Origin of the sequence: Pseudomonas fluorescens (genome assembly GCF_902497775.2) — a bacterium.
GTDB classification, from domain to species: Bacteria; Pseudomonadota; Gammaproteobacteria; order Pseudomonadales; family Pseudomonadaceae; genus Aquipseudomonas; species Aquipseudomonas putida_F.
The window spans coordinates 3,496,679-3,512,818 of the sequence record NZ_OZ024668.1; the positions used below are offsets into that span (position 1 = coordinate 3,496,679).

At 63.0% G+C, this 16,140-nt stretch carries 14 protein-coding genes and 1 pseudogene; 6 read left to right on the forward strand and 9 right to left on the reverse strand.

All coding sequences use genetic code 11. The features are described from left to right. Positions 1-19: 19 nt before the first annotated feature. The 3 genes from sixA to F8N82_RS16080 are packed head-to-tail and all read right to left on the reverse strand — an operon-like array spanning position 20 to position 1,858. Positions 20-475, reverse strand: a complete 456-nt coding sequence (gene sixA, locus F8N82_RS16070) for a phosphohistidine phosphatase SixA (RefSeq protein ID WP_038996192.1) — start codon at positions 473-475, stop codon at positions 20-22. Next, a complete protein-coding gene (locus F8N82_RS16075; RefSeq protein ID WP_038996193.1) occupies positions 472-819 on the reverse strand; it encodes a DUF4389 domain-containing protein in 348 nt (115 codons plus the stop codon). The genes sixA and F8N82_RS16075 overlap by 4 nt, the downstream gene beginning before the upstream one ends. Before the next feature lie 13 nt (positions 820-832). Next, positions 833-1,858: an NAD(P)H-dependent glycerol-3-phosphate dehydrogenase gene (locus F8N82_RS16080; RefSeq protein WP_038996194.1), complete on the reverse strand. Its 1,026-nt coding sequence runs from the start codon at positions 1,856-1,858 to the stop codon at positions 833-835. A gap of 171 nt (positions 1,859-2,029) precedes the next feature. On the opposite strand from F8N82_RS16080, the gene F8N82_RS16085 reads away from it, so the two are divergent. The 5 genes from F8N82_RS16085 (at position 2,030) to fabB (ending at position 8,912) form a co-directional block, all read left to right on the forward strand. Then, entirely contained in the window at positions 2,030-4,141 is a 2,112-nt protein-coding gene (locus F8N82_RS16085) for a TonB-dependent receptor plug domain-containing protein (protein WP_038996195.1), read from the forward strand. Then, the gene (locus F8N82_RS16090) at positions 4,141-5,034 is read left to right on the forward strand and encodes an ABC transporter substrate-binding protein (RefSeq protein ID WP_038996196.1); all 894 of its coding nucleotides are present in this window, start codon (positions 4,141-4,143) and stop codon (positions 5,032-5,034) included. Before F8N82_RS16085 ends, F8N82_RS16090 begins: the two co-directional genes overlap by 1 nt. Beyond that, positions 5,031-6,959, forward strand: a complete 1,929-nt coding sequence (locus F8N82_RS16095; protein ID WP_038996197.1) for a response regulator — start codon at positions 5,031-5,033, stop codon at positions 6,957-6,959. The genes F8N82_RS16090 and F8N82_RS16095 overlap by 4 nt, the downstream gene beginning before the upstream one ends. A gap of 205 nt (positions 6,960-7,164) precedes the next feature. Then, on the forward strand, positions 7,165-7,680 hold the full coding sequence (gene fabA / locus F8N82_RS16100; RefSeq protein ID WP_038996198.1) for a 3-hydroxyacyl-[acyl-carrier-protein] dehydratase FabA: 516 nt from the start codon (positions 7,165-7,167) through the stop codon (positions 7,678-7,680). An 11-nt stretch (positions 7,681-7,691) separates the two neighbouring features. Beyond that, positions 7,692-8,912: a beta-ketoacyl-ACP synthase I gene (fabB, locus tag F8N82_RS16105; RefSeq protein ID WP_150776782.1), complete on the forward strand. Its 1,221-nt coding sequence runs from the start codon at positions 7,692-7,694 to the stop codon at positions 8,910-8,912. Positions 8,913-9,033: 121 nt separating this feature from the next. On the opposite strand, the gene F8N82_RS27640 is transcribed toward fabB, so the two are convergent. The 4 genes and pseudogenes from F8N82_RS27640 to F8N82_RS16120 all read right to left on the reverse strand — a co-directional run bounded on the left by F8N82_RS27640 (position 9,034) and on the right by F8N82_RS16120 (position 12,337). Further along, positions 9,034-9,897 (reverse strand): methyl-accepting chemotaxis protein, encoded by an 864-nt coding sequence (locus F8N82_RS27640; protein ID WP_414602496.1) that lies wholly within the window; start codon positions 9,895-9,897, stop codon positions 9,034-9,036. Further along, positions 9,889-10,659: pseudogene (locus F8N82_RS27645) on the reverse strand (MCP four helix bundle domain-containing protein); the annotation flags it as partial. The gene F8N82_RS27640 and the pseudogene F8N82_RS27645, both read right to left, overlap by 9 nt. A 139-nt stretch (positions 10,660-10,798) precedes the next feature. After that, positions 10,799-11,263: a DUF3859 domain-containing protein gene (locus F8N82_RS16115; RefSeq protein WP_038996201.1), complete on the reverse strand. Its 465-nt coding sequence runs from the start codon at positions 11,261-11,263 to the stop codon at positions 10,799-10,801. Positions 11,264-11,329: 66 nt separating this feature from the next. Then, positions 11,330-12,337 (reverse strand): amidohydrolase family protein, encoded by a 1,008-nt coding sequence (locus F8N82_RS16120; RefSeq protein WP_038996202.1) that lies wholly within the window; start codon positions 12,335-12,337, stop codon positions 11,330-11,332. Between the two features lie 104 nt (positions 12,338-12,441). On the opposite strand from F8N82_RS16120, the gene F8N82_RS16125 reads away from it, so the two are divergent. Continuing rightward, positions 12,442-13,302 carry a pirin family protein gene (locus F8N82_RS16125; protein WP_038996203.1) on the forward strand — a complete coding sequence of 287 codons (861 nt, stop codon included), beginning with the start codon at positions 12,442-12,444 and terminating at the stop codon, positions 13,300-13,302. 120 nt (positions 13,303-13,422) lie between these two features. Here F8N82_RS16125 and F8N82_RS16130 read toward each other — a convergent pair whose 3' ends face one another. Further along, positions 13,423-14,148: a dienelactone hydrolase family protein gene (locus F8N82_RS16130; RefSeq protein ID WP_038996204.1), complete on the reverse strand. Its 726-nt coding sequence runs from the start codon at positions 14,146-14,148 to the stop codon at positions 13,423-13,425. 56 nt (positions 14,149-14,204) lie between these two features. After that, on the reverse strand, positions 14,205-16,109 hold the full coding sequence (gene htpG, locus F8N82_RS16135) for a molecular chaperone HtpG (protein WP_038996205.1): 1,905 nt from the start codon (positions 16,107-16,109) through the stop codon (positions 14,205-14,207). Between the last annotated feature and the right edge of the window lie 31 nt (positions 16,110-16,140).

Sequence of the window (16,140 nt, forward strand, 5' to 3'; positions counted from 1 at the left end):
GCTTGTAAATGAGGGTGACTCACGGGTGCTTGAGGCTCTTGAGGGTCATCAGCCCGGCCAGCGGCCAGTCGCCTTCAAGCTGCGCCAGGCTGGCGGTGCTCATCGGCGCCGCTTGCTGGTAGCTGCCGTGTTCCAGCAGCCCCACCAGGTTACCCACCAACGGCTGGTGACTGACCAGCAGCACCTCATCCACGCCCAGCTTGTCCAGCTCGGCAATGACCGCGTGCGGGTCGCTGTCAGGCGTCAGCCACGGTACGGTCTGCACCGGCTTGGCGAAACCCAGCGCCTCGTGGACCAGCGCCGCGGTCTGCTGGGCGCGCACATAAGGGCTGGCAAGGATGACCTGCGGCGGCTGGCCGAGCAGCTCTGCGGCGCTGCGCAGCACCTGCTCGCGGCCATGAGCGGTCAGCCGGCGCTCGGCGTCGGTGTTGGCCCGCTGCTCGGCTTCGCCGTGACGCAGAACCCAGAGCTTCACAGCTTCGGCTCTTCGTCGCGTACCGGGTGCGCGGCCGGCGGCACGCTGTGCGCAGCCTCGCCTTCCGGCGCACGTGGGGTTGGCCAGTCGGCGAACGGCCAGGGCTTCTGGTCGCTGTGGAAGCTGCCGAAGCGGCCGATCTGGGCCAGGAACTGGCTGAGGCTGTCGCCGAAGTTCATCAAGCTGGCGCTCGGAGCGCCATAGATCAGCCGGTAGATCAGTTGCACCAGCACCAGGCCGCCGAGCAGCAGTTCGGCCAGTTGCCAGACCACCAGGAACACCAGCATCCACAGCACACGCAAGATGATCGACTCGCGCTGGGTCTGGTTCGGGGATTCGTTCATGTCCTGCTCCTGCTTAGTTGAAACCGCTGGTGGAGATAAAGTCGACATCGGTTTTCGGCTCGCCGCGCATCAGCAGCTCGATTACCTGGGTCAGGGTCCGGCCTTCGAACAGGATCGCGTGCAGCCCGGCGACCAGGGGCATGTACACCTGCACCTCCTGGGCTTTGACCTTGAGCACCTTGAGGGTGTTCACCCCTTCTGCCACTTCGCCCAGGCGGCTGACCGCCTCGTCCAGGCTCAGGCCCTGGCCCAGGGCGTGACCGACCTGGTAGTTGCGGCTCTTGGGCGAGGAGCAGGTGACGATCAGGTCACCGACCCCGGCCAGGCCCAGAAAGGTCATCGGGTTGGCGCCCTGGCTGACGGCAAAGCGGGTCATCTCGGCCAGGGCGCGAGTGATCAGCATGCTCTTGGTGTTTTCGCCCATGCCCAGCGCTACGGCCATGCCGGCGATGATCGCGTAGACGTTCTTCAACGCCCCGCCCAGCTCGACGCCAAAGCGGTCGCCGCTGGCGTAAACGCGAAAGGTGCGCCCGTGCAGTACGGCCTGGACCTGCTGGCAGAGGGCTTCGTCTTCGCTGGCGACCACGGTGGCGGTCAGGGCGTGTTCGGCCACTTCGCGGGCCAGGTTAGGCCCGGACAGCACGCCAATGCGCGCCTGGGGAGCGATTTCTTCGAGGATCTGGCTCATCAGCTTGAAGCTTTGCGCCTCGATGCCCTTGGTCAGGCTGACCAGCATCTTGCCGCCCAGCAGTTGGGCATGGGGCGCCAGCACGCTGCGCAGGGCGCTGGAGGGCAAGGCGACGAAGATCAGCTCGCAGGCCTCGAGGGTCTCCAGCAAATCGTTGACCGGCTCGACCCCGGCATGCAGCTTGATGCCCTTGAGGTAGCGCGGGTTCTCGCGGTTGCTGCGCATGGCCTCGGCCTGCTCGGGGTCGCGCATCCATTGGCGCACCCGAACGCCGTTTTCCGCCAGCAGATTCGCCACGGCGGTGCCGAAACTCCCGCCTCCCAGAACTGCAACAGGCTGCTGTTCAGTCATATCCAATCCGTTAAAACCAATTAAAGTGGCGACCTGCGCATTATACGGAGCGCCAGTGCCAGAGCCAGTGGCAGATGACCGAATCGGCCTTGGGAACAGTCGCGCCATGACTGGAAAATGCCCACCACTCGGTTAACATGCCCGACTTGAACCTGTTACCAAGGCCGTACTGTGTCTTTTGGCCCGACCTCCAAACGCCCTTTATTACTGCTGACTGCCCTGCTCAGCGGCCCCAGTGTGGCTGACGACCTGTTCGTCGACAGCCAGGCCCTGCCGCAAGTGCTCACCGCCACCCGCCTCAAGCAATCGCCAGCGGCGGTGCCGGGTAGCATGACCGTGCTCGACAGCGAGTTGATTCGCGCCAGCGGCGCCCGCGATATACCCGAGCTGCTGCGCCTGGTGCCGGGGATGATGATCGGCTACGGCGCCGGCAACCAGCCAACGGTCAACTACCACGGCAGCAACGTCAATGATGCCCGGCGCATGCAGGTGCTGATCGATGGCCGTTCGGTGTACCGCGCAGGCCTGGCTACAGTGGACTGGAGCGACATACCGCTGGCCATGGAAGACATCGAGCGCATCGAGGTGTTCCGCGGCCCCAACACCGTCAGTTACGGCGCCAATGCACTGATGGCGGTGGTCAACATCCTCACCCGCAGCCCGGCCGACAGCCACGGCACGCGCCTGAAGGTCACCCGTGGCCAGCGCGGCATCAATGACTGGTACGCAAGCCAAGGCCTGGGCTGGGACGGCGGTGACCTGCGCCTGTCGCTGTCGGGCATGCAGGACGACGGTTTCGACCAGAACCACCTGGGCCAGGACTACCGCGACAGCCGCCGCCTCAACCGCCTGGGTCTGAGCGCCAGCCACACCCTGGCCAGCAACCAGAGCCTGGAATGGCAACTCTCGGCCAAGGAAGGCAGTGACCAGCGGCCCTATACCTATAAGCCGGTGTTCCCCTACATTACGGCCGCTGGCAACAACGCCGACCTCAATGCCAAGGACTACGCAGGCTCCCTGCGCTGGAACATCGACTTCAACCCCGACCACAGCCTCTATGTACAGGGCTCGGCCCAGCACTGGGACCGTGAGCAAGTGTGGCGCGCCTGTGATGCGGCGCTGTCGTTCAGCCCGCAACTGACCCAGCTCTGGCGCCTGAACCCGAACTTTGCCGAGCAGGTGGCGCGCAACATCACCTCGCCCCTGCCCGCCGGCAGCAGTGAGGAACTCGCCCTGGCCACGCAGGTTCAGCAGCAGTGGCGCAATGGCGGCGCGCAGCAGGTGTGCGGTGATATCGACCAGAGCACCCGGGAAACCCGCTACGACTTTGAAGTGCAGGACACCCTGAGCCTGTCCGACAGCCTGCGCCTGGTCAGCGGGGCCAACTACCGCTACGACCGCGCCGATTCACAGACCTACTTCAATGGCAGCCTCGACGACAGTACCTGGCGCCTGTTCGGCCACCTGGAATGGCGCGCCGACGAGCACTGGATCCTCCAGGGCGGGGCCATGTACGAAGATGCCCGGCTGTCCGGCAACTCCCTGACCCCACGGGTGGCAGTCAACTACCTGATCACCCCGCGCCACGGCTTGCGCGCGGTGTACTCGGAAGCGGTGCGCTCACCGGACATGTTCGAAAACAACGTCAACTGGAGCTACCGGGTCAACAACCTGGTGCCCGGCGCCTTCGGCCAGCGCAACGCCGAATACTTCGTCAAGACCCGCGGCCCGGGCGATCTCGAACAGGAGCGCATGCGCTCGCGGGAACTGGGCTATAACGGTTACTTCGCCGATGCCGACCTGAGCGTCGACCTCAAGCTGTTCTACGACGAAATCACCGGCATGATCAGCGAACCTCTGCGCAACAACCAGTACATTGCCAGCAACAGCAACAAGGCCCGTTTCAGCGGCAGCGAAGCGCAGCTGGACTGGCGCCTGAGCCCGACCGACCGCCTGCGCCTGACCTACGCCTACGTCGATGCCTGGGCCAGCAACCCCGCCGACCGGCGCCTGAGCGCGCACAACAGTGGCTCGGCCGGCTGGTTGCGGGACTGGGGCGCCGGTTGGTCCAGCGCCCTCTTCTATTATGGTGATGACGCGCTCAACCAGTACCGCTTCGAACGCGTCGACTTGCGCGTGGCCAAGCGTCTGCACTGGAACCGTACCAACCTGGAACTGGCCGGCATGCTCCAGCAGCGCCTGGACGACGAACCCACGACCATCTACGACAACCGCTATGACAGCCGCCATGTAGTGTCTTTCAGTGCGGAGCTAGCGTTCTGATGCGCCGCCTGCGGCACTGGCTGCTGCTGGCCTGCCTGTGGCCCCTGGGGGGCCTGTCGGCCAGTGAGATCCTGCTCACCGCCAGCCTGGACAACCCCGGCGTGCGCAGCTTCGTTGAAGCCCTGCGCGAGCGCCGCCCGGCCGACCAGGTGCATTTCGTGCCGGTGGCCGAACTGCCGCGACCGAGCCAGATAAAAGCCGCCACGCGCCTGATCCTGCTCGATGGCGCCGGCCTCGAGTGGCGCCTGAGCGAAACCGCAGGACCTCCGGCCCTGGCCCTGCGTGTCAGCCGGGTCCAGGCCCAGCAGCGCCTGGGCAGCCTGCGCCCGGCTTATCTGAGCCTGCTGTGGAGCGACCCACCCCTGGCCCGCCAGCTGCGCCTGACCCGCTACCTGTTGCCACAGGCCAAGCGCGTGGGCGTACTGTATGCCGAACACAGCCAGTTCCTTCTCGACGAACTGCGCAAGGCGGCGCGCCCGATGGGCCTGGAAATCATTGCCCAAGCCTGGCCCGACCTGCGTGACAGCCGCCCACTGCAAACTCTTCTGCAAAACAGCGATGTACTGCTGGGCATCGACGATCCACAGTTGTACAACTCCAAGACGGCGAAGAACGTTTTGCTCAGCAGCTATGGCCGGCAGATGGCGCTGATCGGGCCCAATGCCGGTTTCGTCAAGGCCGGTGCCCTGGCCAGCACCCTGAGCGATCAGGATGACTGGCTGGCAGTGCTCGACAGGCTGCTCAACCAGGCTCCCAATCGCTGGCCACGTACGCTCTACCCGGATCACTTCAGCGTGCTCGGCAACCAGCAGGTGGCCCGAGCCCTGGGTATCGAAGCGATTGACCCGTCCGCCGCCGCCCTGGCTCTGGCCGAAGGAGAAAGCACACCATGAGACGGCGCCTGAGCTGGGACATCCATACCCGTACGCAGATCATCAGCCTCGGCCCGGCCCTGTTGCTGACCCTGCTGCTGATCAGCTTCTTTACCTTCGTGCGCATCCAGGACCTGCGCCAGGAACTCAACCACACTGGCCAGTTGATCGCCAATCAGCTGGCCCCGGCCTCCGAGTACGGCGTGATCGCCGGCAACAACGAAGTGCTCGAAAGTTTGATGCGCGCCACCTTGAGCATCCCCCACGTGCGCTTTCTCGAGGTGCAGGACAGCAGCAACCATATCCTCGTGTACGTCGAGCAACCGGACGAAAGCAACAACCGCGCGCAGCAGGTCGAAGTGTTCCAGGCCCCGATCCGCCTGCAGCAGATCCGCCTGGACAACGACTTCTTGCACAGCAATGCGCCGACCAGAAACATCGGCGACGACTACCTGGGACGGGTGATCGTCGGCATGTCGGACGACGCCTTCAGCGAGCGTCAGCAGGAAATCGTGGTCAAGGCCGGGATCCTCGCCCTGTTCGCCCTGCTGTTCACCTTCATCCTCGCCCGGCGCCTGGCGCTGAGCCTGGCCAAGCCGATCAGCGACATGGGCCATGCGGTCAGGGCTATCCAGCAAGGCGAGTTCAATGCGCCATTGCCGGTGGTCGATGACAGCGAACTGGGACACCTGGCCCGGCACATCAACAACCTGGCCAACGCCCTGGGCAAGGCCAGCCACGAACAGCAGCAGGCCATGTCGCAGCTGATTCAGGCCCGCGAAGAAGCCGAACAGGCGAACAAGGCCAAGTCCGACTTCCTGGCGATGATGAGCCACGAATTGCGCACGCCAATGAACGGCGTCATGGGCATGCTGCAACTTCTGGAAACAACCTCGCTCAATGAAGAGCAGGCCGAATACACCGCCGTGGCCAGTGAATCGACCGGACACCTGCTCAAGGTCATCAACGATATCCTCGATTTCTCGCGCATCGAGCGCACCAACCTCGAGCTTGAGCATATCGACTTCAACCTCGGCGAGCTGATCGGCAGCAGCGTGCAGTCGTTCCAGCACCTGGCCCAGCAACGCGAGCTGGACCTGCAACTGCGCCTGCCGCCGGGCATGGAACAGCTGCAGGTGGTGGGCGACCCGACCCGCATCCGCCAGGTCCTGCTCAACCTGATCGGCAACGCCCTGAAGTTCACCGAGCGCGGCAGCGTGCACATCGAACCGCGCTGGCAGGTGCTCGACCGCCAGTTGCTCTGGTTCACCTGCGCGGTGCGCGACACCGGTATCGGCATCGACAGCACACGCCTGGAGATGATGTTCGTCGCCTTCCAGCAGGCCGACAGCTCGATTTCCCGCCGTTATGGCGGCACGGGCCTGGGCCTGTCGATCGCCCGTACCCTGGCCGAACGGATGGGCGGTACCCTGCGCGGCGAAAGCCGTGAGGGCATCGGCTCGATCTTCACCCTGGAGATGCCCCTGGCCTTGTCTACGGCGCAAACGCCGCGCCTGCCCAGCGGCCTGACCCGCCCCGAAGACGACGGCCAGGGCCGGCGCATACTGCTGGTCGAAGACAACCCGGTGAACCAGACGGTAATCGAAGCCATGCTGCGCAGCCTGGGTTTTGAGGTGTGCGTCGCCGTTGATGGCGCCCAGGCCGTGGCGCAAGCCGGGCGCCAGCGCTTTGCCGCAGCGCTGATGGATTGCCGCCTGCCGATCATCGACGGTTACGAGGCCACCCGGCGTATTCGCCTGCTACCGCAGGCGGCGGCCATGCCGATCATCGCCCTGACCGCCAATGCCTTGCAGGGCGATCGCGAGCGCTGCCTGAAGGCGGGCATGAACGACTACCTGGCCAAGCCGTTCAAACGCACTGATCTGCAGCAAATTCTGCAACGCTGGCTGCCCGGTCAGACAGCTGCGACTGGCGATAAATGCTAAATTGCGGCAGTCTAAGAGACTGGACAAGCGCCGCGAAGGGCTTGAAAATAAAATTTCAGTGCACAAGTGTACTTCTTTGTCCCGTGTGCTGTGACTTTCACTACAACGCAATAGTCTATGTGTAGGCTGCCGGCTCAAACGCATATGTTTTGGGACGGCCGGGAAGATTTGCCCCCTGCCGCACGGGGACTATTGAGGAGCTCGCATGACCAAACAAAACGCCTTTACTCGGGAAGACCTGCTGCGCTGCAGTCGCGGTGAGCTGTTCGGCCCAGGTAACGCGCAACTGCCCGCCCCGAACATGCTGATGGTGGATCGCATCGCCCATATCAGCGAAGAGGGTGGCAAGTACGGCAAAGGTGAATTGGTCGCCGAGCTGGATATCACCCCGGACCTGTGGTTCTTCGCCTGCCACTTCGAAGGTGATCCGGTGATGCCGGGCTGCCTGGGCCTGGACGCCATGTGGCAACTGGTCGGCTTCTTCCTCGGCTGGCAAGGCCTTCCAGGCCGCGGCCGTGCCCTGGGTTCGGGCGAAGTGAAATTCTTCGGCCAAGTCCTGCCGACCGCCAAGAAAGTCACCTATAACATTCATATCAAGCGCGTCCTCAAAGGCAAGCTGAACATGGCCATCGCCGATGGTTCGGTCAGCGTCGACGGTCGCGAGATCTACACCGCCGAAGGCCTCCGGGTCGGCGTATTCACCTCCACTGACAACTTCTAAGGGTTATCCGCATGCGCCGCGTCGTTATCACTGGTCTGGGCATCGTTTCGTGCCTGGGCAATGACAAAGAGACCGTCTCCGCCAACCTGCGTGCAAGCCGCCCTGGCATCCGATTCAACCCGGAATATGCCGAAATGGGTCTGCGTAGCCAGGTTTCCGGCTCCATCGACCTCAACCTCGAAGAACTGATCGACCGTAAAATCTACCGTTTCGTTGGTCACGCCGCAGCCTACGCCTACCTGGCAATGGCTGACGCGATCAAGGACTCGGGCCTGACCGAAGAGCAGGTCTCCAACCCGCGTACCGGCCTGATCGCAGGCAGCGGCGGCGCCTCGACCCTGAACCAGATGGAAGCGCTGGACATCCTGCGCGAGAAAGGCGTCAAGCGCGTTGGCCCGTACCGTGTCACCCGGACCATGAGCAGCACCGTTTCGGCGTGCCTGGCCACCCCGTTCAAGATCAAGGGCCTGAACTACTCCATCGCTTCGGCCTGCGCCACCAGTGCTCACTGCATCGGTACCGCGATGGAACAGATCCAGATGGGCAAGCAGGACATCGTCTTCGCCGGTGGCGGTGAAGAAGAGCACTGGAGCCAGTCGTTCCTGTTCGACGCCATGGGCGCCCTGTCCAGCAAGCGCAACGACACCCCGGAAAAAGCCTCCCGCGCCTATGACGCCGACCGTGATGGCTTCGTCATCGCCGGCGGTGGCGGTATGGTCGTGGTTGAAGAGCTGGAACACGCTCTGGCCCGCGGCGCCAAGATCTACGCCGAAATCGTCGGCTACGGCGCTACTTCCGATGGCTACGACATGGTCGCGCCAAGCGGCGAAGGCGCCATCCGCTGCATGCAGATGGCCATGTCCACCGTCGACACCCCGATCGACTACCTGAACACCCACGGCACCTCGACCCCGGTTGGCGACGTTGCCGAAATGAAGGGCGTTCGCGAAGTGTTCGGCGACAAGGCGCCAGCCATCAGCTCGACCAAGAGCCTGTCCGGTCACTCCCTGGGCGCCGCTGGCGTTCACGAAGCGATCTACTGCATGCTGATGATGGAAGGCAACTTCATTGCCGGCTCCGCCAACATCGATGAACTGGACCCGGAAGTAGCCGATCTGCCGGTACTGACCCAGTCCCAGGAAAACGCCAAGATCGATACCGTGATGAGCAACAGCTTCGGTTTCGGCGGCACCAACGCCACCCTGGTGCTCAAGCGCTGGGCAGGCAAGTAAGGGCTAGCCCCTTATGCTCGAACGCCCCGACTGGTCGGGGCGTTTTTGTTTGTGCCAGCGCGGGTCCTGTGCCGATCTTGTGGGAGCGGCGGTGCGACGACTCGACTTGACCCGCGATGCGTTACACCGAAAACCGCCCCACCAGCCCATTGAGCTCAATCGCCAGCTGCGACAACGCCTGGCTCGCCGCATTGGTCTGATTGGCCCCCGCCGAGGTCTGCATGGCCAGGTCGCGGATATTGGTCAGGTTGCGATCCACCTCTCGCGCCACCTGCGCCTGCTGCTCCGAGGCACTGGCAATCACCAGGTTGCGCTCGTTGATCAGGCTGATGGCCGTGGCAATCTCCTCCAGCGCCGCACCGGCAGCATGGGCGCCTTCCAGGGTACCGCGCGCCCGCTCGTTGGTCTGCTGCATGCCCTCGACCGCGCGATTGGTGCCTTGCTGAATGCCATCGATCATCTGCTCGATCTCGCGGGTCGATTGCTGAGTGCGATGAGCCAGCGCCCGGACTTCATCAGCCACCACAGCAAAACCACGCCCGGCATCACCCGCTCGCGCGGCTTCGATCGCAGCGTTAAGGGCCAGCAGGTTGGTCTGTTCGGCAATCGCACCGATCACATCCAACACCTTGGTAATACCGTGGACTTGCTGCGCCAGTTGCCCGACCTCTTCAGCGTTGGCAGTGACACCGGCCGCCAGGTCTTCGATCGAGGTCACAGTCCGGCGCACCTGCTCGCGCCCTTGACGGGCGATGCGGTCCGACTCACGCGAGGCTTCGGAAGTGGCCACGGCATTGCTCGCCACCTCCTCCACCGCCGCGGTCATCTGGTTGACGGCAGTCGCCGCCTGTTCGATTTCCTGACTCTGCTGCATCAGCCCGCGAGTAGCATCTTCGGTCACTGCGCTGAGCTCTTCGGAGGCCGAGGCCAACTGGTTAGATGAATCGGAGATACGTCCAATGGTATCGCGCAGGCTCTGCTGCATCTGTTTCAGGGCGGCAAGCAAACGCGCTGGCTCATCCTTGCCCTGCACCGAAATCTGCGGGGTCAGGTCGCCGGTGGCCACCACCTCGGCCACCTGCAGCGATTGCGCCAGCGGCCGGACGATACTGCGGGTCAGGGTCAGGGCCAGTACCACAGTGAGCGCCACGGCGGCGATCAATAAGCCGACCACCCAGATCCGCGCCTCTTTGTAGACAACCTCGGCAAGGTCGGTCGCGGTGTTGGCATGATGGTTATTCAGCGCGATCAGCTCGTTGAGGCTGGCGGTCATCTGGTCGGCGAGCTGGTTCATCTCGCCATTGACCATGGCGACCGCCTCTTCCAGCCGGTGCTCGGTGGACAGCTGGACCACCTGAGCCTGCAGCTTGAGGTAGCGCTGCTCCAGGCTCAGGTAGCGGTCGAACAGGGTCTGTTCTTCAGGCAGGACGATCAGCGCCTGGTACCTCTGCTGGGCCTTGTCCAGACCGGACTTGATCTCGTCGATGCGCGCCTTGTTCTGCTCCAGGGCCGCAGCATCACGATTGACCAGCAGACGCAGGGTTAAGGCGCGGATGCGCAGCATGTCCTGGGTCATCTGGCCGACCGAAATTACGCTGGGCAACCAGTTGCTGTCGACCTGCTCGGACTGCTGGCGCATGCTGGTCATCTGCATCAGGGCAAAAACGCCCAGGGCAAACACCAGCGCCGCCACCAGACCAAAACCCAGGCCGGCCCTGGGCGCGATATTCATGCTTCTCAAGCTCATCTTCTGGCTCCCTCCAAAAGCGCTGCAAAACAGTGCAGCAGTCCTTGCTTCTAGACGGTATCGGCCTGGAGAAAATTTGCGTAAGACGAAAACGTGATATCAAAAGGCCTTATGATCGCGACGCCACGGCCACCCTGCCTCAACGCACGGTAAAGCGTTGCTCGGCCAGCAGGCGATCGCCCTGGAAGACCATGAAATGCCACTGCCCCGGCACCACTTCGTGATTTTCGCTGAACTCATAGGCCATGACGTCCTGGGCCGCGCCCGGCACCAGCTTTTGCACCACCTCGAACTTGTCGTGGCGCTTGCCGTCGGGCGTACGCACCCCAGGGGTGAGGTACAGCAGGGTCAGCGGCGTGTCTTCGGCCACCTTGCCTTGCAGGCGGTAGCGCATGCCGAACTTGCTGCCCAGGCGCGCCGGGATTTCATCGGTTTGCTGGAGGGTCTGGTTGCTCTGGGTCAGCACCCGTTCGCCCGGCTGGAAATTCTGGTGGCGGGTTTCGAACAGGCCGTACTCGACCGGCCCCTCGACACGAACCTCGGCGCTGGCCATCGCACTAACCAGCAACAGCCCGCACAGGGCGCTGAAACGACATGGGAACATAGTGCACTCCATCAGGTTGATGGCGGCAGGCTATGACGCGGGCATGACAAGCTGATGACAGTGCTGTCACTTGCGCACTTTGGGCAGCACAGCCAGAAAGTTGTCGCGGGCGACCTTTTGCGCCACATCGCCAGGCAAGGCATCCAGAAACGGATCAAAGCCATGCAGCTGCTCACCCAGGCTGTTGAAGCGCCCGACCACGTCGGAGCCGAGCATGAAGCGCTCCGGGAAGCGTTTGACCAGCGCCAGCCACTCAGGCCTGGGGTTGCCCTTCTCGTCCAGCAGATAAGGCTGCAGCACGCTCCAGGACAGGTCTATGTACAGGTTCGGGTAATCCTCGAGCATCCGCGACAGCGTCGGCAGCAAAAAATCCAGCTGCGTCTGGTGGCGATGGATCTCCATGCTGGTACCGGCGTGAGCCCAAATGAAGCGGGTATGCGGATGATTGCGCAGCGGCTCTTCGATTTCCGCCAGGTACAGCGGATTGCGCTCTCGCTTGGAGGTGATGTTGGAATGGATCAGCACCGGCAGGTCCTGTTCGGCGGCCAGGTGATAGATGCGGGTCATGGCCTCGTTGTTGGCCCTGGGTATATCGCCGCTGGTCAGCGCAGTGAGGTCATCATGGCGGGTGAACACCTCGCCGATGCCCTGCCACAGGCCCGGGTGCAGCTCGAGCATGCGCTCGATGTGGGCCACAGCATTCTTGTCGACCGGGTTGAAGCCGGTAAGGAACGGATGAAAACGCTGGCGCTGGGCGGGGCTGAGCTGCTCCAGGGCCGCCGCGACATAGATATCGGTGGCGCTGTACCAATAGGCATCGGCATCGTCGCCTGCGTAGTATCGCGGGCGCTTGGGCTCATCCTCATGCCATTTTTTGGCCACCGGAATGCCGGAGATCATCGACTGGTCGATACGCGCCTCATCCATGGCCTTGAGCAAGGCATCCATGCCGGCGGTTTCCTGGAAGAAGTCGACGTAATGCAGGTGGGCATCACTGTAGTGGTATTCGCGCGCCTGCGCCGCCTCAAGCGACACCCCCAGCAACAGCACCCAGCCCAGACACCTGGCAATCATCTCGCATTCCTTTTGGCCGATTCAGACAGGGTAGACCGAGCTGAACACACAGCAGTTCAGCAGGTTATGCTACAAGAACTTTCCCTCCTGGCCTGGAGCACACCGTGAGCCTTCCCTTGGTCATCCGCCCTCGCGCCGAATCGGTCGAAGGCCAACCTATCCTGCGTCCCCTGCCTTCGGCCCAGTGCCGCAGCGTCGGGCCGTTCGTGTTCTTCGACCACATGCTCGAAACCGACTACCCGGCCGGGCGCGGCATGAACATTCGCCAGCATCCGCATATCGGCCTGTCGACCCTCACCTACCTGTTCGAGGGCGAGATCCAGCACAAGGACAGCCTGGGCTCGGATCAACGGGTCAAGGCCGGTGAAGTCAGCTGGATGACCGCTGGCAGCGCCATTGCCCATGTCGAGCGCACCCCATCCGACTTGCTGACGCAGAGCTTGCGCCTGCATGGCTTGCAGGTGTGGCTGGCCTCACCCAAGAAGCACGAGCAAGGTCCTGGGCACTACAGCCATCACCCGGCGGCGAGCTTGCCGGTCAGTGACAGCCTGGGGGTCAGTATTCGCATGATTGCCGGCAACGGTTTTTGCCTGCAATCGCCGGTGCCGGTGCTGTCGCCGACCCTGTATGCGCTGGTACAGATGCGGGCGGCCACAACCCTGACGGTGCCCACCGAGCATGTCGAGCGTGCGTTGTATGTACTGGATGGCGAAGTCAGCCTGAACGACGAGGCAGTCGAACCCTGCAGCCTGGTGGTATTGCCGCCCGGTGAAGAGATGAGCCTGTATGCCGACAGCGAGAGTCAGCTGGTGCTGTTTGGCGGGGCGCCGCTGGACGGACCGCGGCGGATGAACTGGAATTTCGTTGCCAGTGACCCGGCGTTGATCGAACAGGCGCGGGCACGCTGGGCGGCCGGGGATTGGCCGACGGTGCCGGGGGAAACCGAGCGGATCGAGTTGCCTTGAGGTTGTCGCGACCGCTACGCGGTCGATCGCCGGCAAGGCCGGCTCCCACAGGGTGGATGCATGCAGGTCCAGTGTAGGAGTCAGCCTTGCTGGCGACGGGCTGCACCGCAGCCCCCTCACTCAGCGCTGGAACACTTCATCGAGCAGATTGAACATCGCCCGGAACGCGCGCTTGGATGTGCGGGCGTCGTACTTCATTTTGCCGGGAACGTTCGCCGCCGTATCGGTGAACGAATGCACCGCGCCGCCATAGCTGATCAATTGCCAATCGACCTTGGCCGCGTCCATCTCGGCTTCGAACGCCGGCAACTGCGCCTTGGGCACGAACGGGTCGGCCGCACCATGCAGCACCAGCATCGAGGCCTTGACCTTGCCCTCTTCAGCCGGCAGCGGCGTATCCAGGGTGCCGTGGAACGACACCGCGGCCAGCAAGCGGGCATCTTCGCGGGCCAGCTCCAAGGCGCAGCAACCGCCGAAGCAGAAGCCGAAAGTGGCCAGCTTGCCCGGCTCCAATACCGCCTTCGACTGCCCCAGCAACTGGTCCAGTGCCGCCTTCAGGCGCTTGCGCAGCTCGACGCGGTCATCCTTCAGCGGCGTCATCGCCGCACCGGCTTCGTCCATGTTCGACGGGCGCAGGGTCTGGCCGTAGAGGTCGGCCAGCAACACCACATAACCCTGGGCGGCAACTTCGCGGGCGATACGCTCGGCACCCTCGCCCACCCCCATCCAGTTTGGCGCCATCAGCAGCCCGGGCTGCTCGCGGGCGCCCTGGGTAAAGAACAAGCGGCTCTCATAGGCTTTGCCGGCAACATGATAGACCAGCGATTCGACGGTAACCTTGCTCATGCACTCCTCCTTGCACCATGAAAAAAGCCCGCCGAAGCGGGCTTTCCTGCAACTACTTAAGCCGACAATTCGACCAGCAGCTTGTTCAGGCGACGAACGTACGCCGCCGGGTCCTTGAGGCTATCGCCCGCCGCCAGCGCGGCCTGATCGAAGAGGATGTGCGAGAAGTCGGCGAAACGGTCTTCGCTCTGCTCGTTGTCCAGTTTCTCGATCAGCGGGTGGCCCGGGTTGAATTCGAAGATCGGCTTGGAGTCCGGTACCTTCTGCCCGCTGGCTTCGAGGATCTGGCGCATCTGCAGGCCCAGGTCCTGCTCACCGATAGCCAGGATCGCCGGCGAATCGGTCAGGCGGTGCGACACGCGCACTTCGCTGACGCTTTCGCCCAGTGCAGCCTTGAGGCGCTCGACCAGGCCTTCTTTGTCCTTGGCGACTTCTTCCTGGGCTTTCTTGTCCTCTTCAGAGTCCAGCTTGCCCAGGTCCAGGTCACCGCGGGCGACGTCGACGAAACTCTTGCCGTCGAATTCGCTCAGGTAGCTCATCAGCCACTCGTCGATGCGGTCGGTCAGCAGCAGCACTTCGATACCTTTCTTGCGGAAGACTTCCAGGTGCGGGCTGTTCTTGACCTGCGCGTAGGACTCGCCGGTGAGGAAGTAGATCTTGTCCTGACCTTCCTTGGCGCGGGCCAGGTAGTCGGCCAGGGCAACGCTCTGCTCGCCGCTCTCATCATGAGTGGAAGCGAAGCGCAGCAGACCGGCGATCTTTTCCTTGTTGGCGAAGTCTTCAGCCGGGCCTTCTTTCATCACCTGGCCGAAGTTCTTCCAGAAGCCCTTGTACTGCTCAGGCTCGTTCTTGGCCAGCTTCTCGAGCATGTCCAGCACGCGCTTGGTCAGTGCCGATTTCATCGAATCGATGATCGGGTCTTTCTGCAGGATCTCGCGCGAAACGTTCAGCGACAGGTCGTTGGAGTCGACCACACCCTTGATGAAGCGCAGGTACAGCGGCAGGAAGGATTCGGCCTGGTCCATGATGAACACGCGCTGCACGTACAGCTTCAGGCCACGCGGTGCTTCACGCTGGTACAGATCGAACGGGGCACGGGCCGGTACGTAGAGCAGCGAGTTGTACTCAAGCTTGCCTTCGACCTTGTTGTGGCTCCAGGCCAGCGGGTTCTCGAAATCGTGACCGATGTGCTTGTAGAACTCCTGGTATTCCTCGTCCTTGATCTCGGTACGCGGACGGGTCCACAGGGCGCTGGCGCGGTTGACGGTTTCCCATTCTTCGGCCGGCTTTTCTTCGCCTTCGCCAGCTTCGACCTGTTTTGGCAGCTCGATCGGCAAGGCGATGTGATCGGAGTACTTCTTGACGATGTTGCGCAGGCGCCAGCCATCGGCGAACTCTTCTTCACCTTTTTTCAGGTGCAAGACGATACGGGTACCGCGTTCGGCCTTGTCGATAGTGGCGACTTCGAAGTCGCCCTCGCCCTTGGACGACCAGTGCACGCCTTCGGCGGCGGGCAGGCCGGCACGGCGGCTGAACACGTCGACCTTGTCGGCGACGATGAAGGCCGAATAGAAGCCCACGCCGAACTGACCGATCAGGTGCGAGTCCTTTTTCTGGTCGCCCGTGAGGTTTTTCATGAAGTCGGCGGTGCCGGACTTGGCGATGGTGCCCAGGTGCGCGATCACGTCCTCGCGGCTCATGCCGATGCCGTTGTCTTCGAGGGTGACGGTGTTGGCGTCCTTGTCGAAGCTCAGGCGGATTTTCAGCTCGGCGCCGCCTTCGAGCAGCTCTGGCTTGGCCAGGGCTTCGAAGCGCAGTTTATCGACGGCGTCGGAGGCGTTGGAAATCAGTTCGCGAAGGAAGATTTCCTTGTTCGAATACAGGGAATGGATCATGAGGTGCAGCAGTTGCTTCACCTCGGTCTGGAAGCCCAGGGTTTCTTTTTGAGTTTCCACACTCATGGTCTTCAACACTCCGATCTGATGACAGTTG